Here is a 13,925-nt window from a genome sequence, read left to right on the forward strand (position 1 = left end):
AGGACCGCGTACGCGGCGTCCACCCGGTTCCCGGCAGGGGTCAGGCGTCGCCGCCGGCCGCGCCCGGGTCCGCCGCCGCCACGTCGAGCAGCTGGTACTTGTCGACGGCCTGCTTCAGCAGCGAGCGGTCCACCTTCCCCGCCTTGGCCAGCTCGGTCAGCGTCGCCAGCACCACCGACTGGGCGTCGATGTGGAAGAAGCGCCGGGCCGCACCGCGCGTGTCCGCGAAGCCGAAGCCGTCCGCGCCCAGCGAGGTGTACGGGCCGGGCACCCACCGCGAGATCTGGTCCGGAACCGACCGCATCCAGTCCGAGACCGCCACGAACGGCCCCTCCGCACCCGACAGCTTCCGCGTCACGTACGGGACGTGCTGCTCCTCCTCCGGGTGGAGCAGGTTGTACTCCTCCACCTCGACGGCCTCGCGCCGCAGCTCGTTCCAGGAGGTCGCCGACCAGACGTCCGCCCGGACGTTCCACTCCTCGGCGAGGATCCGCTGGGCCTCCAGCGCCCACGGCACCGCCACGCCGGACGCCATGAGCTGTGCCCCGATGGTCCCCGAGGTGCCCTGCGAGACCCGGTGGATGCCCTTGAGGATGCCGTCCACGTCGACGCCCTCCGGCTCCGCCGGGTGCTGGATCGGCTCGTTGTAGACCGTCAGGTAGTAGAAGACGTCCTCGGCCTCGGGGCCGTACATCCGGCGCAGACCGTCCTGGACGATGTGCGCGATCTCGTACCCGTAGGCCGGGTCGTACGCCACACAGCCCGGGTTGGTCGAGGCCAGGAGCTGGGAGTGACCGTCCGCGTGCTGCAGGCCCTCACCCGTGAGGGTGGTCCGGCCGGCGGTCGCACCCAGTACGAAACCGCGCGCCAGCTGGTCGGCCATCTGCCAGAACTGGTCACCCGTGCGCTGGAAACCGAACATCGAGTAGAAGACGTAGACCGGGATCAGCGGCTCGCCGTGCGTCGCGTACGCCGAACCCGCGGCGATCAGCGAGGCCGTGCAGCCCGCCTCCGAGATGCCGTCGTGCAGCATCTGGCCGGTCGGGGACTCCTTGTACGCGAGCAGCAGGTCGCGGTCGACCGCCTCGTACTGCTGGCCCAGCGGGTTGTAGATCTTGGCGCTCGGGAAGAAGGCGTCCATACCGAAGGTGCGGTACTCGTCGGGCGCGATCAGCACGAAGCGCTTGCCGATCTCCTTGTCCCGCATCAGGTCCTTCAGGATGCGGACGAAGGCCATCGTGGTGGCGATCGACTGCTGGCCCGAGCCCTTCTTGGCGGCCGCGTAGGTCTTCTCGTCCGGCAGCTGCAGCGGCTTGGCGCGCACCACACGGGTCGGCACGTAGCCGCCGTGCGCGTTGCGCTGGTCGTGCATGTACTGGATTTCGGGCGAATTGCGGCCCGGGTGGTAGTACGGCGGGGCGCCGCTCTCCAGCTGCGCGTCCGTGATCGGGATGTGGAGGCGGTCGCGGAAGCGCTTGAGGTCGTCGACCGTCAGCTTCTTCATCTGGTGCGTGGCGTTGCGGCCCTCGAAGTTCGGGCCGAGCGTCCAGCCCTTCACCGTCTGGGCCAGGATCACCGTCGGCTGGCCCTTGTGCGCCTTGGCCGCCGCGTACGCCGCGTAGACCTTCTTGTGGTCGTGACCGCCGCGGCCCAGGTGCTGGATCTGGTAGTCGGTCATGTTCTCGACCATCGCGCGCAGCCGCTGGTCGCCGCCGAAGAAGTGCTCACGGATGTACGCGCCCGACTCGGTGGCGTACGTCTGGAACTGCCCGTCGGGCGTGGAGTTCATCTTGTTGACCAGGATGCCGTCGCGGTCCTGGGCCAGCAGCGGGTCCCAGGAGCGGTCCCAGATCAGCTTGATGACGTTCCAGCCGGCGCCCCGGAACTGCGACTCCAGCTCCTGGATGATCTTGCCGTTGCCGCGGACCGGGCCGTCGAGGCGCTGCAGGTTGCAGTTCACGACGAAGGTCAGGTTGTCCAGGCCCTCGCGGGCGGCGATCGACAGCTGGCCGAGCGACTCCGGCTCGTCCATCTCACCGTCGCCGAGATACGCCCAAACGTGGGACTTGGAGGTGTCCGCGATGCCGCGCGCCTCCATGTACCGGTTCATCCGGGCCTGGTAGATGGCCCCCAGCGGACCGAGGCCCATCGAGACGGTCGGGAACTCCCAGAAGTCCGGCATCAGCCGCGGGTGCGGGTAGCTGGAGAGGCCGTACGGCGCCTTCGACTTCTCCTGGCGGAACGCGTCGAGCTGCTGCTCGGTGAGCCGGTCCAGGAGGTAGGCGCGGGCGTAGATACCGGGAGAGGCGTGGCCCTGGAAGAAGATCTGGTCGCCGCCGTCGCCCTCGTCCTTGCCCCGGAAGAAGTGGTTGAAGCCCACGTCGTAGAGGGAGGCGGAGGAGGCGAACGTGGCGATGTGGCCGCCGACGCCGATCCCGGGACGCTGGGCGCGCGAGACCATGACGGCCGCGTTCCACCGGGTGGCGTTCAGGACCTTGCGCTCGATCTCCTCGTTGCCGGGGAAGAACGGCTCGTCCTTGGTGGCGATCGTGTTGACGTAGTCCGTGCTGCGCATCTCGGGCACGGCCACGCGCTTCTCGCGCGCCCGCTCGATCAGCCGCAGCATGAGGTAGCGGGCCCGTTCACGGCCCCGCTCGTCGACCGCTGCGTCCAGGGAGTCGAGCCACTCCTGCGTCTCCTCCGGATCGAAGTCCGGGACCTGACTCGGCAGGCCGCCAATGATGATCGGATTGCGATCGGATGCGGAAGCCACGCTGTTCCTTCGCTGTCGGGGAGTCCTGCTGAAGCTGTAACTGGGGGGCGCCGCCTCCCATGGTCTTACGCTCGGCCGTAATCGTCATCCGTACCACTGGGTAATCCCTGCGATCGGCGGGGAGACCCGGCAAGGTGCGGACCGGTCCGGTTCCGCGGTGCGGGGTGGCGGGTGCGACCAAATCGCAACCTTACGCCCAGCCCGGTCACCGCTCCCGGGAGGCCGTTCGTCCCTCAAACAGGTAGGAAAGTCCTCATGCGACGCGAATGAGCTGGAATGGTGTGGGATGAATCACCAGAGGTGCACACGGGCACGCCGAAAGTTGCGGCGAGACGGCCGTAATCGTCACCGTTTCGACGGTCTCGGCGGCCGGGTACTTGCGCGATCCGCCGCGCCCGTGTGGACTACGCCCAATGCTGCGCGTACGCGCGCCGCCGAAGACATTCACCGAACATGAGCAGGAGGCACCCCGTGAGCGCGACCGCGGACCACGCGGAGAGCCTGGCCGCCCGGCTGGGTTTCCAGTCCGAACAGGTGGTCCAGGAGATCGGCTACGACAACGACGTCGATCAGGAATTCCGTGACCTCGTCGAAGAACTCGTCGGCGAACTCGTCGACGAGGAGTACGACGACGTCGCCGACGCGGTTCTGCTGTGGTTCCGCGAGGACGACGGCGATCTGACGGACGCGCTGGTCGATGCCACCGAGCTGGTCGAGGACGGCGCACTGATCCTGCTGCTGACCCCCAAGACGGGCCGTGACGGCTACGTCGAGGCCAGCGACATCAGCGAGGCCGCCGAGACCGCCGGCCTCTCGCAGACCAGGAGCGTCAGCGTCGGCAAGGAATGGGCCGCCACCAAGCTGGTGACGCCCAAGACCGCCGCCAAGTCCAAGCGCTGAGCCGCGCCCGCTGCCGAGCGGACACGCTTCCACACCCCGCCGACCAGGTGACCCCGGTCGGCGGGGTGTGTGCGTTTCGTGCGTTTCACGGACCCGGGTACGCCCGGTCAGGATCTAGGCTGTGACTCACCCGAACAGCCCAACGCGGGGATGCGGGAACGAAGGGATGCGAGAGATGGCGATCGAGGTCGGCGACAAGGCCCCGGACTTCGAGCTCAAGGACAACCACGGCGCCACCGTGCGGCTCTCCGACTTCCGGGGGGAGAAGGCCGTGGTGCTGCTCTTCTACCCGTTCGCGTTCACCGGTGTCTGCACCGGCGAGCTGTGCGAGCTGCGCGACCAGCTGCCGCGCTTCCAGAACGACGATGTCCAGCTCCTCGCCGTCTCCAACGACTCCGTGCCGACCCTGCGGGTCTTCGGCGAGCAGGAGGGCCTGGAGTACCCGCTGCTGTCGGACTTCTGGCCGCACGGCGAGACCTCGCGCGCCTACGGCGTCTTCGACGAGGACAAGGGCTGCGCGGTCCGCGGCACCTTCATCATCGACAAGGACGGCGTGGTGCGCTGGACTGTCGTCAACGGACTGCCCGACGCACGTGACCTGAACGAGTACATCAAGGCGCTCGACTGCCTCTGAGTGCGTCTGCACGGTCCGTTACGTGCAGTTCCCTGCGAAAACCGCTTACAGGCGGGAACCCGTCACTAGGATCGAAACGTTGATCCGGTAGCAACCGCACGACGGGGCACCGCCCCACACAGAACCCAATGGAGGACCCGTGGGAGTCAGCCTCAGCAAGGGCGGCAACGTCTCGCTGACCAAGGCCGCGCCTAACCTGACGGCGGTCATCGTCGGTCTGGGCTGGGACGCTCGCACCACCACCGGTGTCGACTTCGACCTCGACGCCAGCGCGATCCTGACCAACGACCAGGGCAAGGTCGCCAGCGACGCGAACTTCGTCTTCTTCAACAACCTCAAGAGCCCCGACGGCTCGGTCGAGCACACCGGTGACAACACCACCGGTGAGGGCGAGGGCGACGACGAGGCGATCAAGGTCAACCTCGCCGGTGTCCCGGGCGACGTCGCCAAGATCGTCTTCCCGGTCTCGATCTACGAGGCCGAGACCCGCCAGCAGAGCTTCGGCCAGGTCCGCAACGCCTACATCCGCGTGGTGAACCAGGCCGACAACACCGAGCTCGCCCGCTACGACCTCTCCGAGGACGCCTCGACCGAGACCGCCATGGTCTTCGGCGAGCTCTACCGCAACGGTGCGGAGTGGAAGTTCCGCGCCATCGGCCAGGGCTACGCCTCCGGCCTGCGCGGCATCGCGCAGGACTTCGGCGTCAACGTCTGAGTCCGAGAGCAGTTCATCCGTCCGGCGCCGTGCACTGTGTGTACGGCGCCGGACGTGCTTGGCCCGCACCACCGCACCGCTGCTGCGCCCGCTTGACCGCACCACTGCCTCACCGCTCCACCGCCACATCGCCACACCGTCGTCCGGGGAGGACCACAACATGGGCGTCACACTCGCCAAGGGGGGCAATGTCTCCCTGTCCAAGGCCGCGCCGAACCTCACCAGGGTTCTGATCGGTCTCGGATGGGACGCGCGCTCGACCACGGGAGCCGACTTCGACCTCGACGCCAGCGCGCTGCTCTGCAACGGCGGCCGGGTGCTGGGGGACGAGTACTTCGTCTTCTACAACAACCTGAAGAGCCCCGAGGGCTCCGTCGAACACACGGGGGACAACCTCACGGGCGAGGGCGACGGCGACGACGAGTCGATCATCATCGACCTCACCAAGGTGCCGGCGAATGTGGACAAGATCGTCTTCCCGGTCTCGATCCACGAGGCGGACACCCGCCGGCAGAGCTTCGGCCAGGTCAGCAACGCCTTCATCCGCGTGGTCAACCAGGCCGACGGCCAGGAACTGGCCCGCTACGACCTTTCCGAGGACGCTTCCAGCGAGACCGCGATGATCTTCGGCGAGGTCTACCGGTACGGCGGCGAATGGAAGTTCCGTGCGGTGGGGCAGGGGTACGCGTCGGGGCTCCGGGGCATCGCTCTAGACTTCGGGGTCAACGTTTCGTAAAGCCGTACAAGACGCATGGGGTGCCAGGTGCCAGTGGTTCTGAAAACCTTCGGCTGGTCGTTCGCCATCACGGCGCTCGGCCTCGCCTTTGCCGCGTGGCAGTGGGGGTGGGAGGCGTTCGGGGTCGTACTGATCCTGTCGATCCTCGAAATCTCGCTGTCCTTCGACAACGCGGTCGTCAATGCCGGAATCCTGAAGAAGATGAATGCCTTCTGGCAGAAGATCTTCCTCACCGTCGGCATCCTGATCGCCGTCTTCGGTATGCGGCTGGTCTTCCCGGTGGCGATCGTCGCCATCAGCGCGAAGGTCGGCCCCATCGAGGCGATCGAGCTGGCCCTGGACCAGCCGGAGCAGTACGAGGCCCTGGTCACCGACGCCCACCCGGCCATCGCCGCGTTCGGCGGAATGTTCCTGCTGATGATCTTCCTGGACTTCATCTTCGAGGAGCGCGAGCACAAGTGGCTCGCGTGGCTGGAGCGTCCGCTGGCCAAGCTCGGCAAGGTCGACATGCTGTCGGTCTGCATCGCCCTGATCGCGCTGCTGGTCTCGGCGATGACCTTCGCCGTCCACGCCCACACCAGCACCGGCGCCCAGGACAAGTCCGCCACCGTGCTGCTCGCCGGCGTCGCCGGCCTGATCACGTACCTGATCGTCGGCGGTCTGTCCTCGTACTTCGAGGACAAGCTGGAGGAGGAAGAGGAGCGCGAGCACGAGGAGGAGGAGAAGGCCAAGGCCGCGGGCAAGCCCGTCTCCGCCGTCGGCCTCGCCGGCAAGGCCGCCTTCTTCCTCTTCCTCTACCTCGAGGTCCTCGACGCCTCGTTCTCCTTCGACGGGGTCATCGGCGCCTTCGCCATCACCAACCACATCTTCTGGATGGCGCTCGGCCTCGGCATCGGAGCCATGTACGTCCGTTCGCTCACGGTCTACCTGGTCCGCCAGGGCACCCTGGACGACTACGTCTACCTGGAGCACGGCGCGCACTACGCGATCGGCGCGCTCGCCGTCATCCTGCTGGTCACCATCCAGCACGAGATCAGCGAGATCATCACCGGCCTCATCGGCGTGGTGTTGATCGCCGCCTCCTTCTGGTCCTCGGTGCGCCGCAACAAGCGCCTGGAACCGGAGGGTTCCACCGTCGACGCATGACCGCGCCGTTAATGCGGAACGCTCCACTGCGGGGCGGTCCGCCGGGTTCACGGACCCGGCGGACCGCCCCGTTTTCCGTAGGCTTCGCGGGGACCAGGGGATCAGGACCAGGGGGGTAGGGGATGGGCTTCTTCGACGGCATCTTGGGCAGCCGGGCGGTGCAGTTCCAGTCGGGCAGTGCCTCGTCGAACGCGATCGAGCTGACCAAGCGACATTCGACGGTGTCGCTCACCAGGCAGGGCGCCGTCCACGGCAACCTGCGCGTCAACCTGTCCTGGCGCATGCGCACCTCGGACATCGGGGGCCGCTCCGGCCAGAGCGGCCAGCTCTTCCGCCACCCGTTCAAGCTGTTCAAGCCGGAAATGGTGCAGGCGCACACCCAGGGCATGGTCAACGTCGACCTCGACATGGGCTGCCTGTACGAGCTGACCGACGGCACCCGCGGCGCCGTCCAGCCGCTGGGCAATCTGCTGGGCGACCTCAACGACCCGCCGTACGTCAAGCTCAGCGGCGACGACCGGTTCGGATCGGGGTCCGGGGAGACCCTTTACATCAACCTCGACCACGCCGACGAGATCAAGCGGCTGCTGGTCTTCGTCTACATCTACGACCAGACCCCGGCCTTCGACCGGACGCACGCCATGGTCACCCTCTACCCCGTGACGGGCCCGAGGATCGAGATCCCGCTGGACGAGCGGCACCCGCAGGCCCGCTCCTGCGCCGTCGTCTCCCTGGAGAAGGCCAAGGGCGAGCTCGTCGTCAAGCGCGAGGTGAAGTTCGTGTACGGGTTCCAGTCCGAGCTGGACCGGCTGTACGGCTGGGGGCTCCAGTGGGGGCGGGGCTACAAGAGCACCAAGAGGTGACCGGAGCCCCCCCGGCCCTCAGCGGCGGATGAACTGCGGGCCCTGCGCCGGCAGCCGGAAGGACGGGTCGCCGCCCGGGCCCGGCACCGGAGCCGGGGACACCGGCTGCGGGTACCCGTAGGCGGGCTGGGAGGTCGGCGGAGCCTGCGTCGGCGGGGTCATCAGGGCCGTCTGCTCCGAGACCGGCCCCGCCGCGGCGCCCGCGACCGCGTCGGGCTCGGCCGCGTTCTCGTCGACCGAGATCCCGTGGTCGGTCGCCAGGCCCACCAGGCCGTCGGAGTAGCCCTCGCCGAGCGCCCGGAACTTCCATCCGTCGCCCCGGCGGTACAGCTCCCCGCAGATCAGCGCCGTCTCCGCGCCGGTCTCGGGCCGTACGTCGAAGTAGGCCAGCGGCTCGGAGCCACCGGTCGCGGTGGCGTCGTAGAGCAGGATCCGCAGGTCGCGGACCCGCTCGAAGGGGACGTCCTCGGCCGAGGCGACCACCAGGATCCGGTCCACGCTCGGGGTCACCGTGCGCAGGTCCGCCTGGACGGCGTCGGTGATCGCGTCGCCGATCTGCTTCTTGCCGAGGCGCCAGACGGCCCCCGAGGGGTGCCGGGGCTGGTTGTAGAAGACGAAGTCCTCGTCCGAACGCACCCGGCCGTCCGGGCCCACCAGCAGCGCCGAAGCGTCCACGTCCGGCACCTCGGGGCCGCCGGTCCAGCGCAGCACCGCCCGGACCGCCACGGGGGCCACCGGGATGTTCGAGCCCTTCTGCATCGCGTGCGTCATGCACGTCATCCTGCCCTCCCGGGGTGGAGCGGGACAATGCGGCCCCCCGTAGGGCCTTGTACCGATCGCGAGAGCTGGGCATGGTGCAAGAGGGTTACCTGAACTTCATGTGCTTGAGGAACTCTTGACTCACGTTCGTACGTACTATTACCGGCCATGCCAGTTGGGCCGCCGAGGCAGTACGGGGGAAGCACATGCGTCACTTTGGGCACGTATCGCCCACGGTCCGTAAGGACCTCTTCCACCAGGAACCGGCGGAATTCACCGGGGCCTCGCCCGCCCGCGTCCTCGCGGCGGCGCTCGGCGCCACCCTCTACAGTCCCGCCACCCGCCCCGCGCTGGCTGCGGACATCCGCAAGCAGGCAGGCCGCGGAGTCGTCTCCATGGTCCTCTGCCTGGAGGATTCCATCAGCGACGCCGATGTCGTCGGGGCCGAGGAGAACCTCGTTCGCCAGTTCTCCGACCTCGACGGCGACGCCGCCGAGGTTCCGCTGCTGTTCATCCGCGTCCGCACGCCCGAGCAGATTCCGGACCTGGCGCGCCGCCTGGGCCCCTCGGTGCGGCACCTGGCCGGATTCGTACTCCCGAAGTTCGACGAGCGGCGCGGCATCCCCTTCCTCGAAGCCGTCGCCGACGCGGAGGCCGCGAGCGGGCGGGACCGGCTGTATGCCATGCCGGTCCTGGAGACCCCGGAGCTCCTCCACCTCGAAACCCGCGTCGAAGCCCTCGCCGGCATCTCCCGCACGGTCAACAGCCACCGCGAGCGGGTCCTGGCGCTGCGCCTCGGCGTGACCGACTTCTGCTCCGCCTACGGGCTGCGCCGCACCCCCGACATGACCGCCTACGACGTCAAGATCGTCGCCGGCGTCATCGCGGACGTCGTCAACATCCTGAGCAGGGCGGACGGCACCGGCTTCACCGTGACCGGCCCCGTCTGGGAGTACTTCCGCAGCCAGCAGCGCCTCTTCAAGCCGCAGCTGCGCCGCAGCCCCTTCCTGGAAGAGGGCGTCGAGGAACTGCGCACCGCGCTGATCGAGCACGACCTGGACGGGCTACTGCGCGAGATCGAGCTCGACCGGGCCAACGGGCTGCTCGGCAAGACCTGCATCCACCCCGCCCACGTCACGCCCGTGCACGCCCTGTCGGTGGTTTCCCACGAGGAGTTCTGCGACGCCCAGGACATCCTGCGGCCCGAGCGCGGCGGCGGCGGAGTGATGCGTTCTGCTTATACGAACAAAATGAATGAGGTGAAGCCCCACCGGGCCTGGGCCGAGCGCACCATGCTGCGCGCCGAGGTCTTCGGTGTGGCGAAGGAGCAGGTCGGCTTCGTCGACCTGCTCACGGCCGGGCTCCAGGTGTGAGCGGGCCGGTGCCGAAGCAGACGACGAGGAAGGGCAAGACGATCGACGAGGTGTGGTCGGGTACCTGGGTCGCGGACCGGCTGGGCGTCGGCCTGCACGACTCCGAAGGGGGTCCGCGGCCGGGTCCGAGGCTGAGCCCGCGGCTGACGGAGCTGCTGGGCCTGGCCCTGCGGCGCAACCCCAAGCGCGCGCACCTGCTCGTCTCGCAGGTGCTGGGCAAGCACGTCCCGCAGTCCCCGCACACGGTGTACGCCGCCGGATACGGGCTCGGGACCCGCGTACGGGCGCTGCTCGGCGACGAGGCCGCGGCGACCGCCGTGGTCCTCGGCTACGCCGAGACCGCCACCGGGCTCGGCCACTGCGTCGCGGACGGCCTGGGCTCCGCCCCGTACCTGCACTCCACCCGCCGGCCCGTGCCGGGCGTGGCGACGGCCGGCGGCTTCGAGGAGGCGCACTCGCACGCCACCTCCCACCTGCTGCTGCCCGAGAACCCCGCGCTCCTCGCCGGCGACGGGCCCCTCGTCCTCGTCGACGACGAGTTCTCCACCGGCAACACGGTCCTCAACACCATCCGCGACCTGCACGCCCGCCACCCCCGCTCGCGCTACGTGGTCGTCGCCCTCGTCGACATGCGCTCCCCGGCCGACCGCGACCGGCTCACGGCCTTCGCCGCCGAGCTGGGCGCCCGGGTGGACCTGATCGCCCTCGCCTCCGGCACGGTCTCCCTCCCGGACGGCGTCCTCGCCAAGGGACAGGCGCTGGTCGAGGAGTACGAGCAGACGGCCGCGGCGGACGCGGCCGGGCCGGCAGGCTCCCCCCGGCCCGTCCTGCGCGTCGACCTGCAGTGGCCGCACGGCCTCCCGGACGGCGGCCGCCACGGCTTCACCCCCGCACACCGCCAGCGCCTGGAGGCCGCCCTGCCGGACCTCGCCGCCCGGCTCACGGCCGCGCTCGGCACCGAGCCCGGACGGGTCCTCGTACTCGGCAACGAGGAGCTCATGTACGCGCCGCTGCGCCTCGCCAAGGCGCTGGAGGAGACGGGCGCGGCAGCCGAGGTCCGCTTCTCCACCACCACCCGCTCCCCGGTGCTCGCCGTGGACGACCCCGGCTACGCCATCCGCACCCGGCTCGTCTTCCCGGCCCACGACACCCCCGCCGACGGCCCCGGCGACCGCTACGCCTACAACGTGGCCCGCCCGTCGGACGGCGCCGGCTTCGACACCGTCGTCGCCGTCGTCGACTCGGCCGGCGACACCCCCGCACTGCACACGGGGCTCCTCGCGGCCCTCGCCCCGCACACCGGCCGACTCGTCCTGGCCGTCGTCCCGTCCTACATGCCGCCCAAGGCGTCCATACCGTCCGGTACGCCCGCCGGCACCCCCGACCACCGGCAGGAGCCGATCATGACCGAGCCCCTGCGCGGCCCCGCCTTCTCCTCCTACGCCCCCGAGGACGTCGGCTGGCTGCTCCAGGACCTCTCCGGCGTCCAGCTCGAAGCCCCGACCGAGGAGCGCGAGGAGGCCATCCAGGCCGGCGGCGCCCACTACGCCGAGTCCCTGCCCGTCGAGTACCAGCCCTCGCCCCAGTACCAGGAGCTCTACCGCAGCGCGCTGACCGCCTCCGCCGCCCGCGTGGCCCGCGCCGTCGGCACGGTCACCGAGACCGTCCTCGCCGAACGCTCCCCCTCCCCGGTCCTGGTCTCCCTGGCCCGCGCCGGCACCCCCGTCGGCGTCCTGATGCGCCGCTGGGCCCACGCCCGGCACGGCCTGGACCTGCCGCACTACGCCGTCTCCATCGTGCGCGGCCGCGGCATCGACGCCAACGCCCTGCGCTGGCTGGCCGCCCACCACGACCCCGCCGACGTCGTCTTCGTCGACGGCTGGACCGGCAAGGGCGCCATCACCCGCGAGCTGAAGGAAGCCCTGGCGCAGTTCCCCGGCTTCGACCCGGAGATCGTCGTCCTCGCCGACCCCGGCTCCTGCGTGCCCACCTACGGCACCCGGGAGGACTTCCTGATCCCCTCCGCCTGTCTCAATTCCACCGTCTCCGGACTCATCTCGCGTACGGTTCTGAGGTCCGACCTGGTCGGACCCGCCGACTTCCACGGCGCGAAGTTCTACCGCGAGCTCGCCGGAGCCGACGTCTCCGTCGAATTCGTCGACGCCGTCGCCGCCCACTTCGACGAAGTGGCGGACGCCGTCGACGAGGAGGTCAAGGAGCTCCTCGCGGCCGACCGCACCCCGACCTGGGAGGGCTGGGCGGCGGTCGAGCGGATCAGCGAGGAGTACGGCATCCACGACGTGAACCTCGTCAAGCCCGGCGTCGGAGAGACCACCCGCGTGCTGCTGCGCCGGGTGCCGTGGAAGATCCTGGCGCAGCGCGGCGCCGGGGCCGACCTGGACCACGTACGCCTGCTCGCCGAGCAGCGCGGCGTCCCGGTGGAAGAGGTCGACGGGCTGCCCTACACCTGCGTCGGGCTCATCCACCCCCGATTCACGCGCGGCGCCACCGGCGCCGACGGAAAGGCTGTGGCCTCCAAGTGACTGTCCTCGTAGCCAGTGACCTCGACCGTACGCTCATCTACTCGGCGGCCGCCCTCGGTCTGACCGTGCCCGACCCGGTGGCCCCGCGGCTGCTGTGCGTCGAGGTCCACGAGAGCAAGCCGCTGTCCTACATGACGGAGACGGCCGCGGCCCTGCTGGCGGAGCTCACCGAGGACCCGTCCGTCGTCTTCGTCCCCACCACCACCCGCACGCGCAAGCAGTACCAGCGCATCCGCTTCCCCGGCCGCCCGGCCCGGTACGCGATCTGCGCCAACGGCGGGCAGCTCCTCGTCGACGGCGTGCCGGACCGCGACTGGCGGCGGCAGGTCGCGGCCCGCCTGGCCGAGGAGTGCGCCCCGCTGGAGGAGGTCCACGAGCACATGCTGTCCGCCGCCGACCCGGCGTGGCTGCGCAAGGCCCGGTTGGCGGAGGACCTCTTCGCCTACCTCGTCGTCGAACGCGCCCTGGTCCCCGACGAATGGCTGAAGTCCCTGACCGAATGGGCCGGGGCCCGCGGCTGGACGGTCTCCCTCCAGGGCCGGAAGATCTACGCCGTGCCGCGCCCGCTCACCAAGAGCGCCGCGATGCACGAGGTCGCCCGCCGGACCGGAGCGACCACGACCCTGGCCGCCGGCGACTCGCTCCTCGACGCCGACCTGCTGCTCGCGGCCGACGCCGCCTGGCGCCCGGGCCACGGCGAACTGGCCGACGCGCGCTGGACGGCGCCTTCGGTGACCGCCCTCGCCGAGGCGGGCGTCCTGGCCGGCGAGGAAATAGTGCGCGCATTCACCCGCGAGGCCGGGCGGCTCGGCAGACTGGACGCATGAGCAAAGGCAACAGCACGAAGATCACGGACGAGCTGTACCAGTACATGCTCGACCACAACCCCCCGCTGGACTCCGTTCAGCGGGGGCTGGTGGCGAGGACCTACGCCACGTTCCCGGACGTCGCCGGGATGCAGTCCGCGGAGGAGCAGGGGCCGCTGCTGGCCTTCCTCGTCCGCCTGACCGGCGCCCGCCACATCGTCGAGGTCGGCACCTTCACCGGCTTCTCGGCCCTGTCGATGGCCCAGGCACTGCCCGCCGACGGCCGCATCATCGCCTGCGACGTCTCCGAGGAGTGGACGGCGTACGGCAGGGAGGCCTGGGAGCAGGCCGGCGTCGCCGACCGCATCGAGCTGCGCATCGCGCCGGCCCTGGAGACCCTGCGCGCGATGCCCGCCGAACCCCACATCGACATGGCGTACGTGGACGCCGACAAGGAGAGCCAGATCTCCTACTGGGAGGAGCTCGTACCGCGGCTCCGCCCCGGCGGCCTGATCGTCACGGACAACACGCTGTACCACGGCACGGTCCTCGACGAGTCGGCCACCGGCTCGGCGGCGGGCGTACGCGCCTTCAACGACCACGTCGCGGCCGACCCGCGTATGGACTCCGTCCTGCTGGCGATCTCGGACGGCCTGACGCTCTCGCGCAAGCGGTAG

12 protein-coding genes are annotated in these 13,925 nt (G+C 69.9%); 10 read left to right on the plus strand and 2 right to left on the minus strand.

Going from position 1 to position 13,925, the window contains the following annotated elements; all coding sequences use genetic code 11:
• Positions 1-40: 40 nt before the first annotated feature.
• Positions 41-2,773: a pyruvate dehydrogenase (acetyl-transferring), homodimeric type gene (aceE, locus tag OHA91_RS25705; protein WP_266501533.1), complete on the minus strand. Its 2,733-nt coding sequence runs from the start codon at positions 2,771-2,773 to the stop codon at positions 41-43.
• 471 nt (positions 2,774-3,244) lie between these two features.
• Between aceE and OHA91_RS25710 the strand changes: the two genes are divergently transcribed.
• The 6 genes from OHA91_RS25710 to OHA91_RS25735 all read left to right on the plus strand — a co-directional run bounded on the left by OHA91_RS25710 (position 3,245) and on the right by OHA91_RS25735 (position 7,767).
• Positions 3,245-3,673 (plus strand): DUF3052 domain-containing protein, encoded by a 429-nt coding sequence (locus tag OHA91_RS25710; RefSeq protein ID WP_031145948.1) that lies wholly within the window; start codon positions 3,245-3,247, stop codon positions 3,671-3,673.
• Between the two features lie 175 nt (positions 3,674-3,848).
• A complete protein-coding gene (locus OHA91_RS25715; RefSeq protein WP_328740090.1) occupies positions 3,849-4,307 on the plus strand; it encodes a peroxiredoxin in 459 nt (152 codons plus the stop codon).
• Between the two features lie 139 nt (positions 4,308-4,446).
• Positions 4,447-5,022, plus strand: a complete 576-nt coding sequence (locus tag OHA91_RS25720; RefSeq protein ID WP_030657021.1) for a TerD family protein — start codon at positions 4,447-4,449, stop codon at positions 5,020-5,022.
• Positions 5,023-5,182: 160 nt separating this feature from the next.
• Entirely contained in the window at positions 5,183-5,758 is a 576-nt protein-coding gene (locus OHA91_RS25725) for a TerD family protein (RefSeq protein WP_031145951.1), read from the plus strand.
• 33 nt (positions 5,759-5,791) lie between these two features.
• A complete protein-coding gene (locus OHA91_RS25730; RefSeq protein WP_031145953.1) occupies positions 5,792-6,904 on the plus strand; it encodes a DUF475 domain-containing protein in 1,113 nt (370 codons plus the stop codon).
• Positions 6,905-7,026: 122 nt separating this feature from the next.
• The gene (locus OHA91_RS25735; RefSeq protein ID WP_031145955.1) at positions 7,027-7,767 is read left to right on the plus strand and encodes a TerD family protein; all 741 of its coding nucleotides are present in this window, start codon (positions 7,027-7,029) and stop codon (positions 7,765-7,767) included.
• 18 nt (positions 7,768-7,785) lie between these two features.
• On the opposite strand, the gene OHA91_RS25740 is transcribed toward OHA91_RS25735, so the two are convergent.
• Positions 7,786-8,538, minus strand: coding sequence for a TerD family protein (locus tag OHA91_RS25740; protein WP_031145956.1), 753 nt, complete (start codon positions 8,536-8,538; stop codon positions 7,786-7,788).
• 194 nt (positions 8,539-8,732) lie between these two features.
• Between OHA91_RS25740 and OHA91_RS25745 the strand changes: the two genes are divergently transcribed.
• From OHA91_RS25745 to OHA91_RS25760, 4 genes are read left to right on the plus strand one after another with little or no spacing between them, the layout of a single operon-like run.
• On the plus strand, positions 8,733-9,899 hold the full coding sequence (locus tag OHA91_RS25745) for an HpcH/HpaI aldolase/citrate lyase family protein (protein ID WP_031145959.1): 1,167 nt from the start codon (positions 8,733-8,735) through the stop codon (positions 9,897-9,899).
• Between the two features lie 8 nt (positions 9,900-9,907).
• A complete protein-coding gene (locus OHA91_RS25750; protein WP_328740091.1) occupies positions 9,908-12,442 on the plus strand; it encodes a phosphoribosyltransferase in 2,535 nt (844 codons plus the stop codon).
• Complete coding sequence (locus OHA91_RS25755; protein WP_328740092.1) at positions 12,439-13,269, plus strand: HAD family hydrolase; 831 nt, start codon at positions 12,439-12,441, stop codon at positions 13,267-13,269. Before OHA91_RS25750 ends, OHA91_RS25755 begins: the two co-directional genes overlap by 4 nt.
• Positions 13,266-13,925 (plus strand): O-methyltransferase, encoded by a 660-nt coding sequence (locus OHA91_RS25760; RefSeq protein ID WP_031145965.1) that lies wholly within the window; start codon positions 13,266-13,268, stop codon positions 13,923-13,925. Before OHA91_RS25755 ends, OHA91_RS25760 begins: the two co-directional genes overlap by 4 nt.

Origin of the sequence: Streptomyces erythrochromogenes, assembly GCF_036170895.1 — a bacterium.
Lineage (GTDB): Bacteria > Actinomycetota > Actinomycetes > Streptomycetales > Streptomycetaceae > Streptomyces > Streptomyces erythrochromogenes.